Genomic DNA, 26066 nt, shown 5'->3' with positions numbered 1-26066 from the left:
TAGTTATATACGGGAAGTAGCTCAGCTTGGTAGAGCACTTGGTTTGGGACCAAGGGGTCGCAGGTTCGAATCCTGTCTTCCCGATAATAATTTTCATGGGGCCTTAGCTCAGCTGGGAGAGCGCCTGCTTTGCACGCAGGAGGTCAGCGGTTCGATCCCGCTAGGCTCCATTCTTATTTTAATATAAGAGTTTCGCGGTGTAGCTCAGCTGGCTAGAGCGTCCGGTTCATACCCGGGAGGTCGGGGGTTCGATCCCCTCCGCCGCGATTATACATTTGGAAGAGCCTGGACCTTTAGCTCAGTTGGTTAGAGCAGACGGCTCATAACCGTCCGGTCGTAGGTTCGAGTCCTACAAGGTCCATTGTGACGTTGTTTATAGTTTTATTTTTATCATGGAGGATTACCCAAGTCCGGCTGAAGGGAACGGTCTTGAAAACCGTCAGGCGGGTAAAACCGTGCAAGGGTTCGAATCCCTTATCCTCCTTTCTTAGGAATTAAGTTTCCTTGGTCTAATTATCGCGGGGTGGAGCAGTCAGGTAGCTCGTCGGGCTCATAACCCGAAGGTCGTAGGTTCAAATCCTGCCCCCGCAATTGCTTTTGAATTCAAAAGCACATAAAAAGAAAAGTATGGTTTGGTAGTTCAGCTGGTTAGAATGCCTGCCTGTCACGCAGGAGGTCGCGGGTTCGAGTCCCGTCCAGACCGCCATGCGGGTGTAGTTTAGTGGTAAAACCACAGCCTTCCAAGCTGTTGTCGCGAGTTCGATTCTCGTCACCCGCTTTTCTTTTTGGGCCTATAGCTCAGCTGGTTAGAGCGCACGCCTGATAAGCGTGAGGTCGATGGTTCGAGTCCATTTAGGCCCATAATTTTATAAAATGGCCCGTTGGTCAAGCGGTTAAGACACCGCCCTTTCACGGCGGTAACACGGGTTCGAGTCCCGTACGGGTCATAGTTTTGTTACGGAGGATTACCCAAGTCCGGCTGAAGGGAACGGTCTTGAAAACCGTCAGGCGGGTAAAACCGTGCAAGGGTTCGAATCCCTTATCCTCCTTTCTTAGGAATTAAATTTCCTTAGTCTAATTATCGCGGGGTGGAGCAGTCAGGTAGCTCGTCGGGCTCATAACCCGAAGGTCGTAGGTTCAAATCCTGCCCCCGCAATTGCTTTTATTTTTTAAAGCATACATTTGCATAAAGCAAAAACGAATTGGTTTGGTAGTTCAGCTGGTTAGAATGCCTGCCTGTCACGCAGGAGGTCGCGGGTTCGAGTCCCGTCCAGACCGTTTTTGGCTCGGTAGCTCAGTTGGTAGAGCAATGGATTGAAGCTCCATGTGTCGGCAGTTCGATTCTGTCCCGCGCCATCCAAGAAAAATTTGCGGGTGTAGTTTAGTGGTAAAACCACAGCCTTCCAAGCTGTTGTCGCGAGTTCGATTCTCGTCACCCGCTTTTTTCTTATTTGGGGCCTATAGCTCAGCTGGTTAGAGCGCACGCCTGATAAGCGTGAGGTCGATGGTTCGAGTCCATTTAGGCCCATTTATTTCTTGGGGAAGTACTCAAGTGGCTGAAGAGGCGCCCCTGCTAAGGGTGTAGGTCGGGAAACCGGCGCGAGGGTTCAAATCCCTCCTTCTCCGTTTTTTCTTTTTAATGGCCCGTTGGTCAAGCGGTTAAGACACCGCCCTTTCACGGCGGTAACACGGGTTCGAGTCCCGTACGGGTCATAGTGAAGCATACAAACATTGTTTGTATGCTTTTTTTATTTTTATTACAAAAAAATGTTGTTGAAAGCGTTGACATTTGTTGTAAATATGTTATTCTTTGGATGTAGGGATAAGTAAATAGATGGATAGTGATTGTTTAAAGACAAGCTAAACCTAATTTTTTCATGAAGCGACATATGTGTCGTTCTTTTTGAAGAAATTGGGTTTTTCTTTTTTCAACGAAACACAAAGGAGGTGGGGCATTGATTATTCACAAAATTTTAAACAATAATGTGGTTATTACATTAGATGATGATAAACGAGAGCAAATTGTTATGGGCAAAGGAATTGCTTTTAAGAAACGCATTGGTGATTGGGTTCCTGATGAAAGTATCGATCAAGTTTTTTATTTAGCCAATCAAGAAACATCACTTAAGTTTCAAGAATTGTTAGGAAATATTCCTTTAGAGATGATGAAACTCTCGGATGACATTATTGTTTATGCAAAATCAACGTTGAAAAAGAGTTTGAATGATACCATTTATATTTCTCTGACGGATCATTTGTACACAGCTTTAGAAAGAAAAAAACAAGGAATTGCAATTAAGAATTTATTATTATGGGATATTAAACGTTTTTTTCCTGAAGAGTACGAAGTAGGAGTAAATGCTTTAAAAATGGTACAAAAGCGCGTAGGAATGGAATTGTCAACGGATGAGGCAGGTTTTATCGCATTGCACTTGGTGAATGCGGAGATGGAGGAAGAAGTCGGTAATATTTACGAATTGACAAAGTTGATGCAAGAGATTACAAATATCGTCAAATACTATTTTAAGGTAAGTTTTGATGAGGACTCTGTCTACTTTTATCGATTTAGCACACATTTAAAATTTTTCTGTTATCGCTTATTACACCAACGTGAAGTTGTCGAAAATGATGATGAAGAACTGTATGCGGTAATTAAAAAGAAATATCTCAACGCCTATCGTTGCGTGGAAAAGATCAGCTTGTATTTAAATGAGAACTATGACTATCAAGTTTCAAATGAAGAACGCTTGTACCTAACGATTCACATTGCACGAATTGTACAAACAACGGAACAATAAACGCACCACTTTGGATAGTGACATTCAGTTGGCTAAACCTTCAAATGAAAATAAATTTTTGGAGGAAAAAAAGATGGGAAAATATCATGAACTAGCAGAAAAAATTGTAAAAAATGTCGGTGGGCAAGAGAATATTAATAGTTTGACACATTGTATCACACGTCTTCGCTTCAAATTAAAAGATGAGAGTCAAGCGAATGATGATGTCTTAAAAAATATGGACGGTGTGGTAACTGTTATGAAAAGCGGTGGACAATACCAAGTCGTTATTGGGAACCATGTTCCAGCCGTTTATGAAGAAGTAGTTAGTATTGCAGGCTTGTCAGGAGAACGTGAAGAAGAAGCTTCCAGCGGGAATTTATTTGATCGCTTAATAGATATTTTAAGTGGTTGTTTCCAACCCTTTTTAGGGGCGTTAGCAGCGGCTGGGATGGTTAAAGGGTTAAATGCCTTATTGGTTTTCTTAAAGCTCTATACGGCTACGTCAGGGACTTATACCATGTTAAATGGGATTGGCGATGCAATTTTCTACTTTATGCCAGTTATTTTAGGTTATACAGCAGCTAAAAAATTCCGGTTGCATCCAATGGTAGGGATCGTGATTGGTGCAGCTTTATGTTACCCAACGATTCAAGGAAGTGCATTACAAACGGCCTTTGAAACAACAGCGGGTGCGGGAGCCGCAGCACCGTATAATTTATTCGGTTTACCTGCCTATAATACATTTATGGGGATTCCTTGGGTCGGTGCGAACTATACAAGTAGTGTCGTACCAATCATCTTCATTATTGCTTTTGCGGCACAAGTTCAAAAAGTGTTTAAACGGATTATTCCAGAAGTTGTTCAAACGTTCTTAGTACCGTTTTTCGTCTTGTTGATTGCCTTACCAATTGGTTTCTTAGTAATTGGGCCAATCGTTAGCATGCTAACAGATTTATTAAGCGCTGGCTTTACAGCATTAATGAGTTTCTCACCAGCTTTGTATGGTTTGATTCTTGGTTTCTTCTGGCAAGTCTTAGTTATTTTTGGTTTACATTGGAGCGTTGTGCCATTAGCTATTATGCAAGTGACACAAGAAGGCTCAAGCCAAGTATTAACGGGATCATTTGCAGCTAGTTTTGCGCAAACAGCGGTTGTTTTAGCGATGTTCTTCAAATTGAAAGATAAAAAGTTAAAAGCTTTGTGTCCGCCAGCAATTATCTCTGGTATTTTTGGTGTAACAGAGCCAGCGATTTATGGAATCACTTTACCGAAAAAATGGCCATTTATTTATTCAATGATTGGTGGCGCTGTCGGTGGTTTATATTTGATGATCAACAATGTGACAGCTTATACAATGGGTGGTTTAGGAATTTTCGGTGTGCTAAACTTTATCAATGGTGATGATGCAAGTGGGATGATTCAGTCCTTTATTGCAATTGCCATTGCAGCGGTCGTTGGTTTTGGTCTAACATTCTTCTTCTGGAAAGACAATACAGTTGAGGAAGAAGAAGTGATTATTGATAAAACAACGATTAAAAAAGAAAATATTACAAGTCCAGTCAAAGGACGAGTGTTATCTTTAAAAAATGCAGAGGATCCTGCTTTTGCAAATGGAGCATTAGGAAATGGGGTCGTGATTGAACCAACGGAAGGCAAAGTGGTTGCACCCTTTGATGGAACGATTGTCACACTATTCCCAACAAAACACGCATTAGGTTTGATTTCAGATAACGGCACAGAATTATTGATTCATATTGGGATTGATACAGTTCAATTAGAAGGCGAAGGCTTTGAAGCTTTTGTAAAACAAGGTGACCGCGTGAAAAAAGGTCAAACATTAGTAACCTTTGATTTAGAAGGAATTAAAAAAGCTGGGTTTAGTACACAAATTCCAATCGTTGTGACGAATACAGCGGATTATTTAGATATTTTGGAAGTCGGCAGTAATGAAGTTTCAACAAGCGATGATTTGCTGACCGCTTTAATATAAAAAGATGTGGAGGAAGAGAATTTATGGCATTTAGAAAAGACTTTTTATGGGGTGGCGCAACAGCAGCCAATCAATGTGAAGGTGGCTATAACGAAGGCGGACGCGGTTTGGCAAACGTCGACTTAGCGCCAACTGGTCCAGATCGTTTTCCAGTAATCACTGGTGAAAAGAAAATGTTTAACTTTGATGAGGAACATTTCTATCCTGCACAAGAGGCGATTGATATGTATCATCGCTATAAAGAAGATATCGCCTTGTTTGGTGAAATGGGTTTTAAAACATACCGTTTATCCATTGCTTGGAGTCGAATTTTTCCAATGGGAGATGAAACAGAGCCGAATGAAGAAGGCTTGAAGTTCTATGAAGACTTATTCAAAGAATGTCATAAATATGGGATTGAGCCACTAGTAACGATTACACACTTTGACTGTCCAATGCACTTAGTGGAAGAATATGGCGCTTGGCGTAGTCGTAAGTTAGTAGGTTTCTATGAAAATCTTTGCCGTGTAATTTTCAACCGATATAAAGGATTAGTCAAGTATTGGTTAACATTTAACGAAATTAATATGATTTTACATGCACCATTTATGGGAGCAGGTCTATACTTTGAAGAAGGCGAAAACAAAGAACAAGTGAAATACCAAGCGGCCCATCATGAACTACTAGCAAGTGCAATTGCGACAAAAATTGCTCATGAGGTAGATCCTGAAAACCAAGTAGGTTGTATGTTAGCGGCTGGTTCCAACTACGCTTATACTTGCAAACCAGAAGATGTTTTCGCTGCTCGACAAGCAGATCGTGAAAATTATTTCTTTATTGATGTCCAATCACGCGGGGAATACCCTGCGTATGCTTTAAAAGAAATGGCACGTAAAGGTATTCAAATTGAAATGGAAGAAGGCGACGAAGAACTTTTAAAAGAACATACGGTGGACTTCATTTCGTTCTCTTATTATTCTTCTCGTGTCACATCAACAGATCCAGAAATTAATGAACAAACAGCTGGTAACATCTTTGCCTCTGTGAAAAATCCTTATTTAAAAGCCAGTGAATGGGGTTGGCAAATTGATCCGCTTGGTTTGAGAATTACGATGAATGATTTATATGATCGTTATCAAAAACCACTATTCATTGTTGAAAATGGCTTAGGAGCGGTAGACACACCAGACGAAAATGGTTATGTAGTCGATGATTATCGTATCGATTATTTGGCGGCGCATATTCAAGCGATGAAAGATGCCGTTGAACAAGATGGTGTCGACTTGTTAGGCTATACGACTTGGGGCTGTATTGATTTAGTATCAGCTGGAACAGGTGAAATGAAAAAACGCTATGGCTTTATCTATGTGGATCGCGATAACGAAGGAAATGGTACGTTAAAACGAAGCAAGAAGAAATCGTTTGATTGGTACAAAAAAGTAATCGCAACAAATGGTGAAGATTTAAGTAATTAATAAAATTTAGCAACTATTAAAGGGCGTTTGACGTTGGCAGAAAAAACAAGGACTCTTCTGCCAGCGTCAATTCCCTTGATGGTTTCTTTGTGATGCCTAAAAACAGAGGGAAAGAGGGATTTTATGGGATTTCCAGAAAATTTTTTATGGGGCGGCGCAACAGCTGCTAACCAATATGAAGGTGGCTACCTTTCAGGAGGCAAAGGTCTGAGTACATTAGATGCAATTACTGGTGGTAGTCAAACAGAACCGCGACGGATTACGTATTTAACTAAAGAGGGCCAAAAAGCTTCGTGTACGCGCGATCAAGCATTACCCGAAGGAGCGATTGGCTATATCGATGAAGAGTTATACTACCCTAGTCATGTAGCGACGGACTTTTACCATCATTACGAAGAAGATATCGCCTTATTTGCAGAAATGGGTTTCAAATGTTTTCGGCTGTCTATCGCCTGGAGCCGGATTTGCCCAAATGGAACAAAAGAGATTAATGAAGAAGGCTTAGCCTTTTATGATAAAGTTTTTGATACTTTGCTGCGCCATGGAATTGAGCCCGTTGTGACGATTAACCATTTTGATATTCCGATGTATTTGGCCGATGAATATGATGGTTGGAAAAATCGTGAAGTGATTGATTTCTTTGTTTTCTTTTGCGAAACCATTTTTACGCGTTATCAGGATAAAGTGAAGTATTGGATGACTTTTAATGAAATTAATTTCTTAAGAAGTTGGACGCAAATTGGGATTCACAATAATGATAAACAAAGTAAATATCAAGCAGCGCATCATCTATTTGTAGCAAGTGCGAAAGCAGTTGAATTAGGACATTCCATCAATCCAGATTTCCAAATTGGTATGATGGTGGCTTATATCCCAAGTTATCCTTTGTCCTGCAAACCTGAGGATGTGATGGCAGCTGTTCAATTTAACCGAGAGCAAGAATTTTATATGGATGTCCAGGCTAAGGGCTATTATCCAGCGCATAAGCTCAAAGAATTTGAGCGTGAAGGAATGACAATTCAAATGGAGTCAGAGGATTTAGCGATTATTCAAAAAGGAACAGTTGATTATATCGGGTTTAGTTATTATATGTCGACTGTTTCGACTGCTTATCCCGAAGAAGTAAAATATGTCGGAGGCAACCAAATGCCTGCGGTTAAAAATCCTTATTTGCAAGAATCTGAATGGGGCTGGGCTGTCGATCCTTTAGGGTTAAGAATTTCATTGTGTCAGCTGTCAGATCGTTACAATATGCCATTGTTTGTGGTTGAAAACGGGTTTGGTGCGGTGGACACATTGCAAGAGGATGGCTCGATTGTCGACGATTACCGCATTGATTATTTTAAACAACATATTGAAGCCATGAGAACCGCAGTAGAAGAAGACGGAGTTAACTTAATTGGTTATACGCCTTGGGGTTGTATTGATTTAGTTTCAGCAGGGACTGGCGAAATGAAAAAACGTTACGGATTTATCTATGTAGACATGGATGACCAAGGTCAGGGAACCTTGAAACGAACTAAGAAAAAATCATTTAATTGGTACAAACAAGTTATCGCTAGTAATGGTGAAAACTTAACAACAGAGTAGAAGATGAGGGGAAATAAAAAATGAAAAAACGATTGACGATTGTGGGGATGCTTTTTCTGGCCATTTTAGTAATGGTTGGTTGTGGTAAAAATCAGCAAGCAACGACAAAAGAAAAAGAGACAAAACCTGAAGAACTAACTCTTTACATTGTGCGCCACGGAAAAACCATGTTAAATACGACGGACCGCGTACAAGGATGGTCAGATGCGGTCTTAACACCAGAAGGTGAAAAAGTTGTGACAGCAACTGGAATTGGCCTGAAAGATGTTGCCTTTCAAAATGCATATAGTAGTGATAGTGGCCGCGCATTGCAAACTGCTCAACTTATTTTAGACCAAAATAAAGCAGGCAAAGACCTTGAAGTCGTGCGTGACCCAGATTTACGTGAATTTAATTTTGGTAGCTATGAAGGGGATTTAAATAAGACAATGTGGCAGGATATTGCTGATGATCAAGGTGTTTCCTTAGAAGAATTTATGAAAAACATGACTCCTGAATCCTTTGCCAACAGTGTAGCTAAACTGGATCAACAGCGCGAGGAAAGCAAGAATAACTGGCCTGCAGAAGACTATGCTACAATTACCAAACGTTTGAAAAAAGGCTTAGATAAAATTGTTGCCACAGAATCAGCCAATCCCGGGAATGGCAATGTTTTAGTGGTCTCTCATGGCTTGAGTATTTCAGCGTTGTTAGCAACTTTATTTGATGATTTTAAAGTCCCAGAAGGCGGTTTGAAGAATGCTAGTGTCACAACAATTCATTACAAAAATGGCGAGTATACTTTGGATAAAGTCAATGATGTCAGCTACTTAGAAGCAGGCGAAAAAGAATCAAAATAATCTAAGGAATCGAGAAACAGTCTAGTTAGGAGTTGGTGGAGCAATAAAAGGGTTGCTCCATCAACTCCTATTGTTGTGTTCTTTTTTTATTAAAGGTAGAATCAGAAAGAAGAATTTTTTCATTGGGAGGAAATGAGATGAAAAATAGAACAAAATCACGTTGGAAAAAAATTGTCCTAGGACTCGGGCTTTTTTTAGCGGTATTAGTCATCGGCCTGACTATTTTTATTAAAAATAGTACGTATCAAGCAACCGATTCAGCCTTAAAAATAAGCCAAAGTGCCACGCAAGAAAAAAACTATGATTATTACACAAACGGGCAAAAAAATGATACAGCACTGATTTTTTATCCAGGTGCATTGGTTGTGCCAGCTAGTTATAGTGAATGGGCGCAAGAAGTTGCTACGAAAGGTTACGATGTCTATGTTGTTCATTTTCCTTTGAATTTAGCGGTTCTTGCACCAAATGCTGCAGAACAAATTATAAAGGATCATCCACAACAAAACTTCGTTTTGGCTGGGCATTCTCTGGGTGGTGTGATGGCTAGTCGTTTTGTAGCGGAAAATGAGCAACGAATCAAAGGCATGATTTATTTAGCCAGCTATCCTGACGAAAAAGGTGCACTAAACAAGCAAAATCTGCCGGTTCTGTCAATAACAGCCACAAACGATGGTGTTTTAAATTGGACTAGCTACCAAAAAGCCAAACAGTTTTTGCCAAAAGATACGCAGTATGTATCTATCGAAGGTGGGAATCATGCAGGGTTTGGTAATTACGGTGTCCAAAAAGGAGACAACAAAGCGACAATTTCTAATGAGCAACAGCAAACAGAAATCAGTCAATTGATTGTAGCATGGCTACAATCACGCCCCAATAAATAATCCGATGAGCCGAAATGTTATTTTTTCGGCTCATTTTTACTGCGATAAACAGAGGGGGTTACGCCTGTTTCTTTTTTAAAAGTGGTGGCAAAATATGCTGCGGTTTGGAAGCCAACTTTTTTCGCGATTTGTTGAATCGTAAGGGGTGAATGGAGAAGCAATTCTTGGGCTTGCCTAATTCGGACACTTGTTAAATAAGCTAACGGGGTTTGTTTCGTCTGTTCCTTAAAGGTTCGCTGCAAATGAAAGGGACTACCGTGGCAGGCTTGCGCTAAATAGTCTAAACTTAATGGTTCCGCTGAATGCCGATCAATAAATTGCTTAATTTGAGCAACCCATTCCTCGTTAGGAACGACTTGCCCGGTTGGTTGACATCTTTTACATGGACGAAAACCAAGTGTTAAAGCTTCCTGAGCTGTTTTGAAGATCAGAACGTGGTTCTTATTGGGCGCACGGGAAGGGCACGAAGGACGACAAAAAATTTTAGTTGTGGTCACACCATAAAAAAAATCACCATCAAATTGCGTATTATTATTTTGAATGGCTTCCCAACGTTTCTGAGTAAGTCGATACGTTGTTTTCATTGTAAGCACACCTCCCATTTTCTTCATTGTAAAAGAATCCCTAATAAAAACAAGTAAAAAGTGATAGGAGCGCAAGATTTTGAAAGCCAAAAGAATTATAATGAAGATAAGAAAACACGAGAAAGAAGTGTAGACATATGGCAAAAAAGATTTATTATGCGCAACAAGAATGGCAGAACGATCACTATTATCTTGGTGTGACAGACGCTGGACTAGCTTTTGTAGGTTCAGCCAATCAATCGATAGAAGAGCTGAAAAACTGGTACCCTCAAGCACAATTAGAAGCTTCTGAAAAGAAAACTGCGCCTTATAAAGAAGCACTAATAAGTTATCTTAACCAACATTCGACAACGTTTGCTTGCCCCATAGACATCGAAGGAACGCCCTTTCAAAAAGAAGTTTGGCAAGCGTTGCAAGAAATCCCTTATGGTGAGACAATGACCTATCAGGAAATTTCAGAAAAAATTGGGCGTCCACGTGCGGTTCGAGCAGTTGGCACAGCGATTGGGAAAAATCCTTTATTAATGGTCATTCCTTGCCATCGAGTCATCGGCAGCAAGGGACAATTAACCGGTTACCGTGGTGGTTTAGCAATGAAACAAGCATTATTAACATTTGAACAGTCTTAAAAGGAGGCGGCGATGAACAACTATCAATGGTATACAGAACAATGGGGAAAACCTACAAGAGAGGATGATTTGCTGTTTTTATTGTTGACGGTGGGTGTTTTTCAAGTTGGTTTAAGTTGGAAAGCAGTAGCAGGGAAAAAAGTAGCATTCATGAAAAATTTTTGCCAAATGAAGCCGGAAAAAGTTGCCGCGCTGTTGCCTGACGAAGTCGATCGAATAGTAGCTGATCCAGATATGATTCGCAATCGGCGCAAAATTGAAGCAACCATTAAAAATGCGCAAGCAATTTTAAAAGTACAAGAAGAATTTGGCAGTTTTGCCAATTATCTATGGCAATTTGTAAAAAACGTCCCCGTTTTATCTATTTATGAAGAAGCATACCAAGTCCCACGCACACAGCTTTTATCAGATAACGTAGCAAAAGACTTAAAAAAAAGAGGATTTTCTTTTGTAGGTCCGATTGTCACCAATATGTTTCTGAAAGCTAGCGGGATTATCCAAGTGGAAATTTTAAATCCAGAATAAAGGAGTGTTAGGATGTTTGAAAATGAATCTCTTAGTTTTGAAGAACAAACAATTATTCAAGCAGCAGAGCGTTATGTTCAACAAGAATTAGCCAACGAAGCAAGTGGCCATGACTGGTGGCATATTTATCGGGTGACACAATTAGCAAAAACAATTGCAGAGAAAGAACAAGCAAATTTATTTTTATGTATATTAACAGCATTGTTACATGATATTGGCGATGAAAAATTTAACGAAAGCGAAGAGGCTGGCTTGCTAAAGGTGCAACAATGGCTGGAAGCGAATGACGTATCAACAGAGCAAACGAATCACATCCTTTCCATTATTGCTAATATGTCCTTTAAAGGAGGAAATACTGGGAAAACAGTCACTACATTAGAAGGAAAAGTGGTCCAGGATGCGGATCGACTAGATGCCATCGGCGCAATTGGAATTGCACGGGTGATGGCTTATTCGGGAAATAAAGGCCGTTTAATTCACGATCCTCATAAACAACCTCGTGAACAGTTAACCCAAGAAGAATACCGGAATGGGGAAGATACTGCTATTATGCATTTTTATGAGAAACTTTTAAAGTTAAAGGAACAAATGAATACAAATTATGGTCGCTTATTGGCGGAAAAGCGTCATCAATTTATGGAACTTTATCTGGAGGAATTTTATCAAGAGTGGGATGGACACCGATAAATGAGGGCCAACTAAAACAGTCAGTACATTTCTTTTTGAATTTTAAGAGAACTCTTTTTTACAAATACCTCAGAAGTGGTAAAATGATGGATGAATAAACGGGTGGTTTATCTTAGTTTTACGTTACATATAGGAGGTAATTATGGAGACAAAAAAATCGAGTGGCATGTTTGCAGTTATTGCCGCACTGATTGCGAATATTTTAGTAGCGATTAGTAAATTTGTTGGTTTTGCTTTAAGTGGTAGTACCGCTATGATGAATGAAAGTATCCACAGTGTCGTGGACTGTAGTAATCAGGTGTTATTGCTTTTTGGGAATAAGCGCGCTTCTCGTGGACAAAGTGCGTTACATCAATTTGGAGAAGGCCGTGCAAAATACTTTTTTAGTACAATTGTTGCAACGATGCTCTTTTTTGGTGGGGGCGCGTTAGGCGTAATGGAGGCTATTCAGAAGTTACTGCATCCCTCTCACGAAGTAGAAAATGTGGCTATTGTCATTGGTATTTTAATTTTTGGTTTGCTTGTGGAAGGTAGCTCGTTGCGTGTAGCGATGAAAGAAATCAAAGAATTGAATACAGAGAAGTTATCGCTCTTAAAATTTTTGCGAGAAAGTCGTCACAGTGAAATTTTAATTATTTTTACGGAAGACTTTTGTGCGGTTATTGGTTTGTGTTTAGCTTTGGTGGGGACCCTTTTAACAATGGTAACTGGGATTGCTGCATTTGATGCTATCAGTGGTTTACTGATTGGTTTACTATTAATGTGTGCAGCCATTTTCTTAGCGAAAGAATTTTATAGTTTGATTATAGGCGAAAGTGTGACCGCTACAGATTTAGCAAAAATTAAAACCGCATTTGATCGGGCGGATGTTGAAAAACTAATTGATGTAAAAACCGTTCATTTAGGCCCAACTGAAATTTTAGTAGCGGCAAAAATTGATGTGGTAGAACCAATGGAAGAAGATGCACCTGATGTTGTGAATGCGATTGAACGAGACATTCGCAGTAAAATGCCTGATAAAAAAATCTATATCTATATTGAAGTTGACGATTATGATGTGAATTACGTTCGTAAATAACAAATGAAAGAATAATTTTAAAAAACAATATGGGGGAAGAAACGATGCAAGAGGCAATTATAACAAGTACAGTAGATTTAACCAGTGGTGGTTGCAACGCCTGTGGCTTAGTGGAAGATACCGTCTACACATTAGCAATGAATGGAGTGGACATTCCGTTAGATGGCTTGACAGTTGCTCATCTAGTTTCTGCAGTTGTTGCCAGAAATGGATTTAAACAGGAGCTGCAAATGGATATGCTAGATGACGAATATATCCTTTATCGAAAAGAAGACACAGCAGTAACCTTTAAAGAAACGTACAATCATTTAAGCTACGATAACGGTTCTGAAAAAATCCAATCTAAAAATAAACTGGAAGATTTACCAAAACTTTTTGAACAAGTTAATCAAATCCTAACAACTGTTTTTGGAATTGAAACTGTCAATTTTATTATAGAATAAAGTAAAAAATAGAACAGAAATTGGACAATCAATGAGTGAAAGAGATTGTCCAATCTCTGTTTTTTAATGTATAAATAGAAAATAAAGACAAAAAATGATTAAGTTAAGTGAACGCCTTTATCGACATAAATGATGTCACCGACCACACCACTAGCTAGTTCACTGACTAAAAAGGCACAAGTGTTTCCGACTTCTTCAATGGTTACACCTGTTTTATCTGGTGTCCGCTCATTAGAAATACTAATCAATTGATCGTAGTCTTTTACACCAGTCACAGCCAATGTTTTAATCGCTCCTGCGGAGATTCCGTTGACACGAATTTTATCTGCAGCTAATTCAAAAGCTAAATATTTCACGGCAGTTTCTAAAGATGCTTTAGCAATCCCCATCATATTGTAGTTAGGAATCGCACGTTCGGAACCTAAATACGTCAATGTGACAATTCCTGAACCAGGATTTAACAAAGGTTTCGCATAATGAGTGACTGCTAAAAGAGAGTAGCTACTAATATCTTGTGCTAATAGGAAACCATCACGAGTGATGTCACTAACGTTTCCAGACAATTCTTCTTTTTTGGCAAAAGCAATCGCATGGACTAGTCCATCGATCGTGCCCACTTCATTTTTAATTGTTTCAAAGGCTGCTTGAATGGACGCATCAGAAGCAACATCGCACTCCACCAACAAATCATTTTCATCTGCTAATTTAACCACTTGCTTTTTCATGCGTTCGTTTTGATACGTATAAATAACATTGGCCCCTTGATCTTTTAATGCTTTTGCACAGCCCCAAGCAATACTTTTTTTGTTGGCAACACCCATTACGACGACATTCTTATTTTGTAAAAACATATAAAATCTCCTTTAATAAAAAATTTTTGTTGATAGAATAGGCTTTTCTTCATCAAAATGTAAAAGTTACATTTATTGAGTTGACGAATAAAATTTCAACTGGTATTATCTGTGTGAGAATGATAACAAAATCTTCTCAATTTTCTAATCTTGAAAAAAACAGACATTTTTCCTGATGTCTGAATTATTAACCAAAATACTTTGAAAGTCAAACTATTTTTCTTATTTTTTAAGAAAAAGTGCTGGAAACCGCATGAAATAATAGTTTGATAATCAAAATAAACTCGGAGGTACAGTATGAAAAGAGTGGTTATAACCGGCATGGGTGCCGTAACACCATTAGGCAATACCGTAAAAGAATTTTGGCATAATCTAGTGGATGGCAAACTAGGAATTGGCAAAATTACTAAATTTGATTCTGAAGATACTGGGGTAGCTTTGGCTGGCGAAGTGAAAGAGTTTGACCCAAGTGCTGTTTTAGAACGCAAAGAGCAAAAAAGAATGGACTTATTTTCTCAATATGGCTTGGTCGCTGCTTTAGAAGCGTGGGAAATGAGTGGTTTAACAGAAGCAACGATTGACCCGACTCGTTTAGGTGTGATTGTCGGTAGTGGGATTGGCGGGATGACTACCTTACAAGACCAAGTACGGGTAATGGATAAAAAAGGCGCAAAACGCGTAACACCATTTTTCGTGCCCATGGTAATTGCTAATATGGCAGCGGGAAATATTTCGATTCGTTTAGGTGCAAAAGGACCTTCTCAAACTATCGTGACTGCTTGTGCTTCTGCGACGAATGCGATTGGTGAAGCTTTTCGCACGATTAAATATGGTTTAGCGGACATGATGGTAACTGGTGGGACAGAAGCCACAGTATGTGAAATTGGGATTGCAGGCTTTGCAGCATTAAATGCTTTAAATACAACAGAAGATGCGACTCGGGCTTCGATTCCTTTTGATAAAGAACGAAAAGGTTTTGTGATGGGTGAAGGCGCAGGAATGCTGATTTTAGAAGAACTCGAGCATGCACAGAAACGTGGCGCAACTATCTACGGCGAAATTGTTGGATATGGCAGCAACTGTGATGCTAGCCACATGACCGCTCCTTTAAAAGACGGTAGTGGCGCGGCGGCTGCGATGGAAATGGCGATTGCGGAAGCAGGGATTACGCCGGAACAAGTTGGGTATATCAATGCTCATGGTACGTCAACCCCAGCGAATGACGCTGCGGAAACAACGGCCATCAAGCGTGTCTTTGGTGAGCGAGCATCGCAAATTCCAATTTCAAGTACAAAGAGTATGACTGGACATTTATTGGGCGCGGCTGGCGGTATCGAAGCAATCGCTTGTGTGCAAACATTGCAAGAAGGAAAAGCTCATCCGACAGTAGGCTACCAAGTAGCTGATCCAGATTGTGATTTAGACTATGTCACAGAAGGTGCACGTGACATTACAGCGGACTATACAATTAGTAATTCGTTTGGCTTTGGTGGCCATAATGGTGTAATTTGCTTGAAGAAATGGGAGGAAAACTAGTATGAAAAAAGTAATGACTGCAACAGAAATTATGGAAATGATTCCTAATCGCTATCCGATTTGTTATATCGATTACGTAGATGAAATTATTCCAAATGAAAAGATTATTGCAACAAAAAATGTGACAATTAACGAAGAATTTTTCCAAGGACATTTCCCTGGAAATCCAACAATGCCAGGCGTTTTGATTATTGAAGCATTGGCACAAGTAGGTTCGATTTTAATCTTAAAAATGGATCAATTTGAAGGTGAAACGGCCTATATTGGCGGTATCAACAAAGCCAAATTCCGTCAAAAAGTGGTCCCTGGTGATGTCTTGAAATTACATTTTGAAATTGTCAAATTACGTGACTTTGTCGGCATCGGCAAAGCAACTGCTTACGTGGAAGATAAAAAGGTCTGCGAATGTGAATTGACGTTTATTGTGGGACGATAAGAATCAATCAATTTTGGATACGTTAGTTTCCCTAAGAAAAGGAATAAGTCATATTGGCTTATTCCTTTTTAAATTTATATAAATAACACTAACGCAAAAAAACATGCTATAATCATAAAAAGCTTACGTGAAGGTGGTAAGCTTATGAGTAAAACAATTTACAGGAGGGTTTTTCTTTTGGATATTTCAGTAGAGTTTTCGGGACATAAATTGGCGAATGTGTTAATGAACGCATCAGGCATTCATTGTATGACAATTAAGGAAATGGATGAGTTAGCGGCTTCTCAAGCAGGTGCTTTTGTCGCTAAGACGGCAACACCTAATCCTCGTCAGGGCAATGAGGAACCACGGTATTTTGATACACCATTAGGAAGTATTAACTCAATGGGCTTGCCTAATTTAGGGATTGATTATTATTTAGATTATCAGATTGCACGTCAAAAGGAATTTCCTGAGGAGTTACGTTTTTTATCTGTATCTGGTATGAATTATGAGGAAAATATCGCTATTTTAAAAAAAGTGCAAGAAAGTGAATACACAGGAGTGACAGAATTTAATTTGTCTTGTCCCAATTTGCCTGGTAAACCGCAAATTGCTTATGATTTTGAATTAACAGAAAAGCTTTTAACAGAAGTTTTCCAATTTTTTACTAAACCATTAGGTGTAAAATTACCCCCATTTTTTGATATTGCGCATTTTGACGCAATGGCTGAAATTTTAAATAAATTCCCTTTAGTATACGTGAATAGTATTAATAGCATCGGTAATGGTTTATATATTGACAGTGACAAGGAAGAAGTGGTCATTAAACCAAAAGGAGGTTTCGGTGGACTGGGCGGCGAATATGTCAAACCAACAGCGTTAGCCAATGTTCGTGCGTTTGCGCAACGTTTGAAACCAGAAATCAAAATTATTGGAACGGGCGGTATTACATGTGGAAAAGATGTTTTTGAGCATCTTTTATGTGGTGCGACATTAGTACAAGTCGGTACACAATTGCATCAAGAAGGTCCACAAGTTTTTGAGCGTCTAGCCAAAGAATTACAAGAAATCATGGCAGCAAAAGGTTATGAAAGTATTGAAGAATTTCGTGGGAAATTGAAAGAGATGTAACAAAAAAACCGTCAAGAAATTTTCTTGACGGTTTTTTTTGTTATTTCACAGCCTTAACATTTTCCATAAAGGCTTCCAAATATTCAGGTTGTGTTAATTGTTGGTTACAGGTGTCGCTATCATGGCAAATGTAATTGCCTTTTTTCGTGTAGGTTCCGTCGCCGCCTGATTTGGTGGTAGCTAGGAACATAGACACATTCGTGATTGTTTGACAGATGGAGCAAACACCTTTAACAATGGTGGGTGAAAGGGTGCCGTGGACGCCGATTAATTTATTTTCTCGATAAGCTAAGATAAATTTTTTCTGAGTCCCAGCGTCGTTCCAACCGACATAGGTATTGTTCCGTAAATCCATGTTTTCCCACTCAGGAATCTTTAACTTTTTCACTTTGCGAAAGACTTTCGTGACTTGTGGTGTTGAAGGTTCTTTAAAGGGCAACACGGTTTCTTTTAATTCGTCTAAATATTTTTCAGCACGCGCGCGTGTTAAACGACGATCCATCACTTTGTCCAACAAAATCGTAACAGCAGGGTGTTCTTCTGAAAATAACCCATTGATTTTTTCGGCACATAGGGCCTGGACAGTTTTGACAGTCGTAGCATCGTTGACAGACGTATAGGTGTTCAGTAACACAGCGACTTGTTCTTTAATTATGTTAAATTGGTAAGGTTGAATAGTTGGGTTCATGATTTTAAATTCCTTTCAAATAGACCGAGTACATACGCTGAAAGGCAATTTGTCTCACCAACGTATGTTTAGTGACAGACAACCTCATGTGTTTTTGATAAAGATAGCGTTTGACGTATCATATCATCACCCCCTTTAATGATTGTTTTTTTCTATGTAAAAAGTGAAAATAATTGATGAAAGCTTGGTAATTCTAACGCAATTCAAGAAAAAAGGCAAGTTAAACTCGTTTTATTTCCCAATTCAATGTCTGGGGAGTGATAAACTTCTAAAAAAGATACGTGATTTCCTAGATTAATCCTAGGTTATTTGCTACAATAATGAAGAATTAACCAGAGAAAAGGAGAAATTACAATGATTGCAGCAAGCGATTTAAAAGCCGGTATGACTTTTGAGCAAGACGGCAAATTAATTAAAGTAATGGAAGCTAGCCACCACAAACCAGGTAAAGGTAACACGGTTATGCGTATGAAATTAAAAGATGTTCGTACGGGTTCTACAACAGATACAACAATGCGCCCAGATGAAAAAGTGAAAAAAGCGCACATCGATACAAAACCGGTTCAATATTTATACAGCCAAGATGATATGGCTATTTTCATGGATTTAGAAACATATGAACAATATGAAGTACCAACTGCTTTAATTGAAGAAGAATTAAAATATTTATTAGAAAATATGGAAGTAAAAATTCAATTTTATGGTGAAGAAGTCATTGGTTTAACTTTACCAACAACGGTAATCTTACGTGTTGCTGAAACACAACCTTCAATCAAAGGCGCAACAGTAACTGGTTCTGGTAAACCCGCTACAATGGAAACAGGATTAGTTGTTAACGTTCCAGATTTTGTTGAAGCAGACGAATTATTAGAAATCAATACTGCGGAAGGTACGTATTTAAAACGTGCTAAATAAGTACCAAAAAAAACAGAAGGCTAGCCTTCTGTTTTTTTTTGGTCTATTAATTCTTTTACCTATAAGAAAACCATTGGTGTGATAGGAAATAGCAATCGTTAGAATCGTTGACACTAGAAAATGGGAAATGGTATAGTTTGGTCAACACATGACGAAGGAGGAAATCAACCATGACGAAAAAACAAGCTAGCCTTTTTTTAGAAACGGAAAGCTGTTGTTGTATGGTGCAAAATAGTGCAGCATACTCTTTTGTGATGGGGAAAACCTCCGTTATTTCTGAAAAATTGCCTAACACGATTCCTCTCTGAATCTAGACAACCAGAAATAAACAAAAAAGGTGCTGATGCGATCAGCACCTTTTTGTTTTATGTACATGTATTAGAAGGAGGAATTCGCTATGATTGTTCAGTCAATTTTAGACACAATCGGAGCAACACCATTATTTGAATTTACAAGTGAACAATATCCTATGCCAGAAGGCACTAAAATTTATGCGAAACTAGAATATTTGAATCCAGGTGGCAGCGTCAAAGATCGGCTTGGTGTGCATCTTCTCAAAGAAGCAATGAAAACGGGAAAGATAAATCAAGCCACAACAATTATTGAACCGACAGCGGGGAATACAGGGATTGGCCTGGCATTAGCAGCCAGTCAACTGGGCCTCAAGACAATCTTTGTTGTGCCAGAAAAATTTAGTCAGGAAAAACAACAGCTGATGCAAGCGTTAGGTGCTAAAATTGTCCCTTCGCCAACAGAGCAAGGGATTGTCGGAGCGATAACTAGTGCCCAAGACTTAGCCAAGGAAATTCCTAATAGTTACGTGCCGTTACAATTTGAAAATCCGGATAATCCTGCTGCTTACTACGAAGGATTAGGACCTGAAATTATTCAAGACCTAGGCGGGAAGATTACTAGCTTTGTCGCAGGTTTAGGCAGTGGTGGAACGTTTGCAGGTGTTGGCAGATATCTTAAAGAACAAAATAGTAAGACGCAACTATGGGGCGTGGAGCCAGAAGGTTCGATTTTAAATGGCGGACCTGCACACGGACATGAAATCGAAGGCATTGGCGTGGAGTTCGTGCCGCCTTTTCTTAAACAGATTCCTGTGGACGGCTTTTATACCATTTCAGACGAGGATGGTTTTTTCTGGGTCAAACAATTAGCCAAGAAAAGCGCTTTGCTGGTGGGAAGCTCCAGCGGCGCAGCGTTTGCGGCGGCATTAAGAGAGGCGCGCCGCTTACCAGCAGGCAGCACAATTGTAACTATTTTTCCTGACGGTAGTGACCGTTATTTATCAAAAAATATTTATTCTTAGGAGGAAAACTTTTATGAAATTCAATACCAAATTAATTCATGGCGGCATTAGTAAAGACACAACAACAGGTGCAGTGAGTGTTCCTATTTATCAAACGTCAACCTTTGAACAAAACGGCGTGGGCCAGCCAAAAGAATATGAATATTCTCGTTCAGGTAATCCCACACGTCACGCGTTAGAAACCTTAATTGCTGAGTTAGAAGGTGGGAGCCATGGCTTTGCGTTTAGTTCAGGCTTAGCGGGTATTCATGCAATCATTTCTATGTTTGGACCCGAAGATCATATTTTATTAGGTGACGATGTCTATGGGGGGAGTTTCCGTTTATTGGATAAAGTATTTGTGGCAAATGGGTTAAGCTACACGATTGTAAACGCCAGTGACTTATTAACAATTGAAGCCGCAATTCAGCCAAATACAAAAGCCTTGTTTTTGGAAACACCAAGTAATCCACTGTTAAAAATTACAGATATTGAAGCGGCGGCTAAGCTTGCTAAAAAACATCAGTTGTTAACTATTGTCGATAATACTTTTGCGACGCCTTATTTTCAACGGCCGTTAGCGTTAGGTGCTGATATTGTGGTTCACAGCGGGACAAAATATTTAGGGGGCCATAGTGATGTAGTCTCTGGTTTAGTCGTAACGAATCATCCAGAAAGCGCAGAAAAGATTGCCTTTTTACAAAATGCGATTGGTGCTGTTTTAGGACCACATGATAGTTGGCTGGTCCAACGTAGTTTAAAAACATTAGGCGTCCGGATGGCAGCGCATGCCCAAAATGCTCAAAAAATCGCAGAATTTTTAGAAGCGCATCCAGCGGTAGCAACGGTGTATTATCCAGGACTAGCGAGTCATCCTGGTCATGAAATTGCGCAAAAACAGATGTCGGGATTTAGTGGCATGATTTCTTTTGAATTAGCCAAGGATGAGCAAGTCGTTCCTTTCGTAGAAGCGTTGGAAATTTTTACTTTAGCGGAAAGTTTAGGTGGCGTAGAAAGTTTAATTGAAGTACCTGCCATTATGACTCACGCATCTATCCCCAAAGAAAATCGTGAAGCCGTGGGAATTAAAGATGGACTCATTCGTTTATCTGTAGGAATTGAAGCAGTCGAAGATTTGTTGACTGATTTAGAAAAGGGATTACAAGCATAAACAAAAGGCCCTCGTCTTTAGACGAAGGCCTTTTGTTTATAATTCTTCTCCATTCGTAGCAATCACTTGTTGATACCAAGCAAACGATTTTTTCTTTCGCCGCTCCAACGTTCCGTGACCATCGTTGTCTTTATCTACATAAATGAAGCCATACCGTTTCTTCATTTCGCCTGTACTAGCGCTCACTAAATCGATGAATCCCCAAGGTGTGTAGCCCATCAAATCAATGCCGTCATACGCAACGGCTTCTTTCATCATCTCAATATGTTCACGTAAATAAGCGATTCGGTAAGTGTCGTTAATCGTTCCGTCTGGTTCTAGCTCATCAATAGCACCAAAGCCATTTTCAACAATAAAGAGTGGTAATTCATACCGATCATTGAACCAATTCATTGCATAGCGTAAGCCCATAGGATCGATTTGCCAGCCCCAATCAGATGTTGCTACATAAGGATTTCGCACCAAGTCTTTTGCTTCATTGTAGTCAAAAGTAGGGGCCTTTTCTGCACCTTTCACAGCAAACGACATGTAATAGCTAAAGCCAATATAATCAACACAGCCATTAGCTAAATCAGTTAAATCTTCTTCTGTGACATCTAATGAAATGTTTTTTCGTTTCAAATAGCATTGAATTGCACTTGGATAATGACCGCGGACATGAACATCGGTAAACCAATAACGTTTTTGCATTGCGCTAACACTCATCATCATATCCTCAGGATTACAAGAATAAGGATAAATAGGCACCATCGCAATCATACAGCCAATTTGGAAGTCGGGATTGATAGCGTGGCCAATTTTCACTGCACGTGCGCTAGCGACTAGTTCATAATGAGCAGCCTGATACATAATTGCTTCGCGGTCTTCTCCTTCTTGGTAAGCAATACCAGAGTTAGTAAAAGGTGCAAAATCTTCTTCATAATTGGCTTGGTTGTTAATTTCGTTAAAGGTCATCCAATATTTGACTTTTTTCTGGTAACGAGTGAAACAGACTTCAGCAAATTTGACAAAAAAATCAATGACCTGGCGATTGCGAAAACCGCCATATTTTGTGACTAAATGATAAGGCATTTCAAAGTGAGACAGTGTCACGACTGGCTCAATACCATTTTTCAAACACTCGTCAAAAAGTGCATCATAAAAACGAAGGCCTTCTTCATTGGGCGTTTCTTCATCTCCGTTAGGAAAAATTCGTGTCCAAGCAATAGAGGTTCGGAAACAATTTAAACCAAGTTCTTTGAATAGTTGAATATCTTCTTGATAGCGATGGTAAAAATCAATCGCTTCATGGTTAGGATAGTGTTCATCTGGTAAAACGCCTGCGGTAATTTTACGAGGGACGCCATGTGCACCGGCAGTCATTACATCCGCAACGCTCACCCCTTTACCGCCTTGGTCCCAGCCTCCTTCTAATTGATGAGCAGCGACAGCGCCGCCCCAAAGAAAATCATTTTTCAAAATTGACATATCGTTTCAGTCCTTTGTTCAAATTTTTATACGTTTTGTGCTTCGACTTTTTCAAGGGTTTCTTCAGTAATCGGTTGATTGGTTTCTTCTGCGTAATTAAGTGCATCCATTTTTTTAGCAAACGGTAAATAGATAAAGAAACTCATCGTCAGTACCACTACTTGAAGCAACGCTGCTTGCCAACCACCAACTAAAAGTCCAGAAATGATTGGAGGAGTAGTCCAGGGAACTTGTACCGCAGTAAAGAGAGGAACCAGTCCTGTGTACAAGGCAAAATATGTCACAACAGAAGAAACAATCGGTGTGATAATGAATGGCACAGCCATGATTGGGTTCATCACGATAGGTGTAGCAAAGACAATTGGCTCGTTAATATTGAAAACAGCTGGCCCAATTGAAAGCCGACCTAATTGCTTAAACTGAGCTGATTTGGCAAAGAAAACCATGAACACGACTAACCCGATTGTCATGCCCGCACCAGTGACCGTTAAAAATTGATCTAAAAATTGTTGTGTAACAATATGGCCACCATTAGCCAGTGTTAAATCTTTTCCAGATTTCAAAATTTCGGTGTTTTCTAAAGAGTTTGCTTGTAAAATAGGGCCCATGATACCGCCAACGATTGTTGACCCGTGAACACCGAAAAACCAAAAGAGCGGAATGACAAAACCTAATAGTAATGCGCCACCTAGTGAATCTGTGACTCCTTGAAGTGGTGATTGTAGCACTTCGTAAATAAAGTCAAAGAATGTCGTATTGAAGACTTTATCTAGAAGAATGAAAATTAGCATTGCACCAGTTACAATGACGCTGGCAGGAATTAACGCAGTAAAGGAATTGGCCACATTTTCTGGTACAGCTTCTGGTAATTTGATACGAATATCATGACGTAAAAACCAACTATATACAACGCCGACTAACAAACCAACAATAATAGCTGTAATCATCCCTTTGCCAGCTGTCCAATCTTTGTTGATGACATTGCCAACTACTGCGCCAGAAACCGCATCTTTGACTTCAGATGACATAAACAAAATGAAAACCACCATGGCAATCATACCCGCTGGGAGGCCTTCAAATCCCTCGCTTTTTACATATGAGTAGGCAATACCGATGACCGCAAATAACGACATAATCGCAAAAGATGCACCATATGTTTGATTGAAATAAACAGCCAGGCCACTTGCGTTAACCCATTCAGAAATAGCTGTAACTGGAAAATTCGCTAATAGAAGAAACACGGAACCAACAATGGTAAAAGGCATCGTGTAAAGCATCCCGTTCCGTAAGGCAGTAATTGCTTTGGTATTGACGAATTTTAGTACTGGAGGTAATAATTTCTCGTTAATCCATTCGTTCATAAAAATCTCTCCTTTGAAGAATAATATAAATGCAAATGTATCCGTTTACATATTTACTATATAAGGTTATTTGAAGAAAAAATAGACTTTTGCTTGAATGAGAAACATGTACCAAGAAAAAAAACACAAAAGCTCATGGTGTTTTGGACAGCATGAGCTTTTTTTGAAAAACAACTAGAAAGGTGTTTCATCTAGTTCCTTTAAAAGTTGACTTGCTTGATGAGCTAGGAGTTCAATTAAAGCAATGACAGGGATTTGAGTGGTTGTATTGACTGATTTATCTGCAAATGGAGAACGTTCGTCGGGCATATAATAGGAGATGTTGTAGTCAGCCAAGCGGGCAATAGTTGAATGTTGATTGTTGGTAATGCTTAGTACTTTGGCACCAGCTGTTTTAAAATCGGTCATTTGTTTAATCATTTCATTGGTTTCCCCAGATACAGACAGAATCAAGGCTAATGTATTTTCAAATCCGCGCTTGGGGATAGGCGTAAAGGGATCAGCAATACTGTAAGAATTGATATTTAAGTTGGCAAAATAACGACTGCCATAACTACCTAAAATTCCGCTAGTACCAATGCCAGTAAAGGCAACGTGACGTGCTTGAACAATCATTTGAATTGCTGGACGAAGCATTTCGTAATAGGTTTCTTGGTTTAATTTTTTCAAAAAAGCATCGACGTGAACTGTGGCATCATAAAAATTTTCAAACGTTTGTGTTTGTTTGGCTTCTTCTTTCACTGCATATTTTAATTCGGAAAAACCAGCATAGCCCATTTTGTTACAAAATCGTAGAATCGTTGAGGTGGAGACATGACAGGAAGTAGCCAGTTGGCGAATGGTCTGTTGAGGGATTTGGTGCAGATGTTCCAATACATAATGGTAAACGAGCATTTCTAATTCATTCAAGGTCTGAACCTTCTCTAAATCAAACAAAGTAATCCTCCTTTATATAAAAACTGGATATGTTATTTTTTTGTGTAAATCAAATAAACCAATTCTTATTTTTCTTGAAAAAAATGTAAAATAACTCAATAAAAAGTTTCTTATTTCCTATTTTACAAAAAGTAGCCCAATTATCCTAGTTTTTCTCTTTTTTCTTTTAAAAATAACAATGCGCACCCCTAGAGTTTTTTGAGAAAACAAGCTAAAATAGATAAGAAGAGAAAAGGAGGCGTTGATGTGGCACGGGAAGTAATTTTATTTATTGCAGCGAGTATTGATGGTTTCATTGCGGATAAAGCGGGCGGTGTTGCTTGGTTAGAAGAAAATATTCGTGGCGATGAAGAAGATCGTAGTTACGATGAAATGTATGAAAAAATAGACACTGTGGTAATGGGGCGGACTACTTATGATCAAGTGACACAAGAATTGTCCCCAGATGTGTATTTTTATGAAGACAAGCATTCTTATATCATTACCTCTCATCCAGAACCATCAACTGCTTCAAGAACTTTTACCAAGGAAGATCCCGTCACATTAATTCGTCGTCTCAAAGAAGAAGACGGCGCGGGAATTTGGATTGTTGGAGGCCCAAAAGTGGTTCAACCGCTTTTGGCAGCTGATTTAATTGATACCTTCATTTTGACGACAATACCACTGTTTCTGGGTGAGGGCATTGCTCTATACGAGACAATGGCTCAATCAATCCCAGTTCGTTTAAAACAGGTTTATCAAAAAAATGAGTTGGTTTATTCGATTTATCAACGTGAAAACAAAAATTAAAAAATAATTATTCGGTTGGGCAAGTTGCT

General features: G+C 39.3%; 25 protein-coding genes and 18 tRNA genes. 37 read left to right on the top strand and 6 right to left on the bottom strand.

The window, feature by feature from the left end; genetic code table 11:
- Positions 1–10 precede the first annotated feature (10 nt).
- The 24 genes from AB3I34_RS07520 to AB3I34_RS07405 all read left to right on the top strand — a co-directional run bounded on the left by AB3I34_RS07520 (position 11) and on the right by AB3I34_RS07405 (position 9534).
- Positions 11–84, top strand: a tRNA-Pro gene (locus AB3I34_RS07520).
- A gap of 13 nt (positions 85–97) precedes the next feature.
- Positions 98–170 (top strand) — tRNA-Ala (locus AB3I34_RS07515).
- A gap of 23 nt (positions 171–193) precedes the next feature.
- A tRNA-Met gene (locus tag AB3I34_RS07510) sits at positions 194–267 on the top strand.
- A gap of 20 nt (positions 268–287) precedes the next feature.
- A tRNA-Ile gene (locus AB3I34_RS07505) sits at positions 288–361 on the top strand.
- Positions 362–394: 33 nt separating this feature from the next.
- A tRNA-Ser gene (locus AB3I34_RS07500) sits at positions 395–484 on the top strand.
- Positions 485–517: 33 nt separating this feature from the next.
- Positions 518–591, top strand: a tRNA-Met gene (locus tag AB3I34_RS07495).
- 38 nt (positions 592–629) lie between these two features.
- Positions 630–706: transfer RNA gene (locus tag AB3I34_RS07490), tRNA-Asp, on the top strand.
- Between the two features lies 1 nt (position 707).
- A tRNA-Gly gene (locus AB3I34_RS07485) sits at positions 708–778 on the top strand.
- 9 nt (positions 779–787) lie between these two features.
- Positions 788–861 (top strand) — tRNA-Ile (locus AB3I34_RS07480).
- Between the two features lie 14 nt (positions 862–875).
- Positions 876–947, top strand: a tRNA-Glu gene (locus AB3I34_RS07475).
- Between the two features lie 12 nt (positions 948–959).
- Positions 960–1049: transfer RNA gene (locus tag AB3I34_RS07470), tRNA-Ser, on the top strand.
- Between the two features lie 33 nt (positions 1050–1082).
- Positions 1083–1156, top strand: a tRNA-Met gene (locus tag AB3I34_RS07465).
- Between the two features lie 48 nt (positions 1157–1204).
- Positions 1205–1278: transfer RNA gene (locus tag AB3I34_RS07460), tRNA-Asp, on the top strand.
- Positions 1279–1283: 5 nt separating this feature from the next.
- Positions 1284–1356 (top strand) — tRNA-Phe (locus AB3I34_RS07455).
- A gap of 14 nt (positions 1357–1370) precedes the next feature.
- Positions 1371–1441: transfer RNA gene (locus AB3I34_RS07450), tRNA-Gly, on the top strand.
- Positions 1442–1454: 13 nt separating this feature from the next.
- Positions 1455–1528: transfer RNA gene (locus tag AB3I34_RS07445), tRNA-Ile, on the top strand.
- Between the two features lie 10 nt (positions 1529–1538).
- Positions 1539–1626, top strand: a tRNA-Ser gene (locus AB3I34_RS07440).
- Between the two features lie 15 nt (positions 1627–1641).
- Positions 1642–1713: transfer RNA gene (locus AB3I34_RS07435), tRNA-Glu, on the top strand.
- A gap of 242 nt (positions 1714–1955) precedes the next feature.
- Positions 1956–2798, top strand: coding sequence for a BglG family transcription antiterminator LicT (licT, locus tag AB3I34_RS07430; protein ID WP_002355181.1), 843 nt, complete (start codon positions 1956–1958; stop codon positions 2796–2798).
- Between the two features lie 73 nt (positions 2799–2871).
- Positions 2872–4770 carry a beta-glucoside-specific PTS transporter subunit IIABC gene (locus AB3I34_RS07425; RefSeq protein ID WP_002358327.1) on the top strand — a complete coding sequence of 633 codons (1899 nt, stop codon included), beginning with the start codon at positions 2872–2874 and terminating at the stop codon, positions 4768–4770.
- Positions 4771–4793: 23 nt separating this feature from the next.
- Positions 4794–6224 (top strand): 6-phospho-beta-glucosidase, encoded by a 1431-nt coding sequence (locus AB3I34_RS07420; protein ID WP_002355183.1) that lies wholly within the window; start codon positions 4794–4796, stop codon positions 6222–6224.
- Positions 6225–6347: 123 nt separating this feature from the next.
- Positions 6348–7814, top strand: coding sequence for a glycoside hydrolase family 1 protein (locus AB3I34_RS07415; RefSeq protein ID WP_010711916.1), 1467 nt, complete (start codon positions 6348–6350; stop codon positions 7812–7814).
- Positions 7815–7834: 20 nt separating this feature from the next.
- Positions 7835–8653 carry a histidine phosphatase family protein gene (locus AB3I34_RS07410; RefSeq protein WP_002358330.1) on the top strand — a complete coding sequence of 273 codons (819 nt, stop codon included), beginning with the start codon at positions 7835–7837 and terminating at the stop codon, positions 8651–8653.
- 137 nt (positions 8654–8790) lie between these two features.
- The gene (locus AB3I34_RS07405) at positions 8791–9534 is read left to right on the top strand and encodes an alpha/beta hydrolase (protein WP_010711917.1); all 744 of its coding nucleotides are present in this window, start codon (positions 8791–8793) and stop codon (positions 9532–9534) included.
- Positions 9535–9551: 17 nt separating this feature from the next.
- Here the strand turns inward: AB3I34_RS07405 and AB3I34_RS07400 are convergent, their stop codons facing one another.
- The gene (locus tag AB3I34_RS07400; protein ID WP_025189286.1) at positions 9552–10145 is read right to left on the bottom strand and encodes a bifunctional transcriptional activator/DNA repair enzyme AdaA; all 594 of its coding nucleotides are present in this window, start codon (positions 10143–10145) and stop codon (positions 9552–9554) included.
- 110 nt (positions 10146–10255) lie between these two features.
- Here AB3I34_RS07400 and AB3I34_RS07395 point away from each other — a divergent pair, with 110 nt between their 5' ends.
- The 5 genes from AB3I34_RS07395 (at position 10256) to AB3I34_RS07375 (ending at position 13480) form a co-directional block, all read left to right on the top strand.
- A complete protein-coding gene (locus tag AB3I34_RS07395) occupies positions 10256–10747 on the top strand; it encodes a methylated-DNA--[protein]-cysteine S-methyltransferase (RefSeq protein WP_002355188.1) in 492 nt (163 codons plus the stop codon).
- Positions 10748–10759: 12 nt separating this feature from the next.
- Positions 10760–11272 (top strand): DNA-3-methyladenine glycosylase I, encoded by a 513-nt coding sequence (locus tag AB3I34_RS07390; RefSeq protein ID WP_085444064.1) that lies wholly within the window; start codon positions 10760–10762, stop codon positions 11270–11272.
- A gap of 12 nt (positions 11273–11284) precedes the next feature.
- Complete coding sequence (locus tag AB3I34_RS07385) at positions 11285–11959, top strand: HD domain-containing protein (RefSeq protein WP_002383916.1); 675 nt, start codon at positions 11285–11287, stop codon at positions 11957–11959.
- 142 nt (positions 11960–12101) lie between these two features.
- A complete protein-coding gene (locus AB3I34_RS07380; protein ID WP_002355191.1) occupies positions 12102–13037 on the top strand; it encodes a cation diffusion facilitator family transporter in 936 nt (311 codons plus the stop codon).
- A 29-nt stretch (positions 13038–13066) separates the two neighbouring features.
- Positions 13067–13480 carry a DUF4809 family protein gene (locus AB3I34_RS07375; protein ID WP_002389555.1) on the top strand — a complete coding sequence of 138 codons (414 nt, stop codon included), beginning with the start codon at positions 13067–13069 and terminating at the stop codon, positions 13478–13480.
- A gap of 98 nt (positions 13481–13578) precedes the next feature.
- Here AB3I34_RS07375 and fabI read toward each other — a convergent pair whose 3' ends face one another.
- Positions 13579–14331: an enoyl-ACP reductase FabI gene (gene fabI / locus AB3I34_RS07370; RefSeq protein WP_002358338.1), complete on the bottom strand. Its 753-nt coding sequence runs from the start codon at positions 14329–14331 to the stop codon at positions 13579–13581.
- A gap of 297 nt (positions 14332–14628) precedes the next feature.
- On the opposite strand from fabI, the gene fabF reads away from it, so the two are divergent.
- The 3 genes from fabF to AB3I34_RS07355 all read left to right on the top strand — a co-directional run bounded on the left by fabF (position 14629) and on the right by AB3I34_RS07355 (position 17416).
- Positions 14629–15867: a beta-ketoacyl-ACP synthase II gene (fabF, locus tag AB3I34_RS07365; RefSeq protein WP_010711919.1), complete on the top strand. Its 1239-nt coding sequence runs from the start codon at positions 14629–14631 to the stop codon at positions 15865–15867.
- A 1-nt stretch (position 15868) separates the two neighbouring features.
- Positions 15869–16303 (top strand): 3-hydroxyacyl-ACP dehydratase FabZ, encoded by a 435-nt coding sequence (gene fabZ, locus AB3I34_RS07360; protein ID WP_002355197.1) that lies wholly within the window; start codon positions 15869–15871, stop codon positions 16301–16303.
- Between the two features lie 144 nt (positions 16304–16447).
- The gene (locus tag AB3I34_RS07355; RefSeq protein ID WP_002386045.1) at positions 16448–17416 is read left to right on the top strand and encodes a dihydroorotate oxidase; all 969 of its coding nucleotides are present in this window, start codon (positions 16448–16450) and stop codon (positions 17414–17416) included.
- Between the two features lie 40 nt (positions 17417–17456).
- Here the strand turns inward: AB3I34_RS07355 and AB3I34_RS07350 are convergent, their stop codons facing one another.
- Complete coding sequence (locus tag AB3I34_RS07350) at positions 17457–18104, bottom strand: FusB/FusC family EF-G-binding protein (RefSeq protein WP_002379038.1); 648 nt, start codon at positions 18102–18104, stop codon at positions 17457–17459.
- Positions 18105–18458: 354 nt separating this feature from the next.
- Between AB3I34_RS07350 and efp the strand changes: the two genes are divergently transcribed.
- From efp to AB3I34_RS07330, 4 genes are all read left to right on the top strand, one after another.
- Positions 18459–19019 carry an elongation factor P gene (efp, locus tag AB3I34_RS07345; RefSeq protein WP_002355202.1) on the top strand — a complete coding sequence of 187 codons (561 nt, stop codon included), beginning with the start codon at positions 18459–18461 and terminating at the stop codon, positions 19017–19019.
- A 170-nt stretch (positions 19020–19189) separates the two neighbouring features.
- A complete protein-coding gene (locus AB3I34_RS07340; protein WP_002366057.1) occupies positions 19190–19327 on the top strand; it encodes a hypothetical protein in 138 nt (45 codons plus the stop codon).
- 89 nt (positions 19328–19416) lie between these two features.
- Complete coding sequence (locus AB3I34_RS07335; protein WP_010711920.1) at positions 19417–20334, top strand: PLP-dependent cysteine synthase family protein; 918 nt, start codon at positions 19417–19419, stop codon at positions 20332–20334.
- A 13-nt stretch (positions 20335–20347) separates the two neighbouring features.
- Entirely contained in the window at positions 20348–21484 is a 1137-nt protein-coding gene (locus AB3I34_RS07330) for a cystathionine gamma-synthase (protein WP_010711921.1), read from the top strand.
- 36 nt (positions 21485–21520) lie between these two features.
- On the opposite strand, the gene genA is transcribed toward AB3I34_RS07330, so the two are convergent.
- The 3 genes from genA to genR all read right to left on the bottom strand — a co-directional run bounded on the left by genA (position 21521) and on the right by genR (position 25248).
- Positions 21521–22951 (bottom strand): 6-phospho-beta-glucosidase GenA, encoded by a 1431-nt coding sequence (gene genA / locus AB3I34_RS07325; protein ID WP_002355206.1) that lies wholly within the window; start codon positions 22949–22951, stop codon positions 21521–21523.
- Positions 22952–22977: 26 nt separating this feature from the next.
- On the bottom strand, positions 22978–24312 hold the full coding sequence (gene genB, locus AB3I34_RS07320; protein WP_085444065.1) for a PTS sugar transporter subunit IIC: 1335 nt from the start codon (positions 24310–24312) through the stop codon (positions 22978–22980).
- A gap of 174 nt (positions 24313–24486) precedes the next feature.
- Positions 24487–25248 (bottom strand): MurR/RpiR family transcriptional regulator, encoded by a 762-nt coding sequence (gene genR / locus AB3I34_RS07315; protein ID WP_002355208.1) that lies wholly within the window; start codon positions 25246–25248, stop codon positions 24487–24489.
- Between the two features lie 198 nt (positions 25249–25446).
- On the opposite strand from genR, the gene AB3I34_RS07310 reads away from it, so the two are divergent.
- The gene (locus AB3I34_RS07310; protein WP_002386047.1) at positions 25447–26037 is read left to right on the top strand and encodes a dihydrofolate reductase family protein; all 591 of its coding nucleotides are present in this window, start codon (positions 25447–25449) and stop codon (positions 26035–26037) included.
- The last annotated feature ends 29 nt before the right edge of the window (positions 26038–26066 follow it).

Origin of the sequence: Enterococcus sp. C102(2024), from assembly GCF_040888205.1 — a bacterium.
GTDB classification, from domain to species: domain Bacteria; phylum Bacillota; class Bacilli; order Lactobacillales; family Enterococcaceae; genus Enterococcus; species Enterococcus faecalis.
This window is presented reverse-complemented; position numbering and strand designations above follow the sequence as displayed.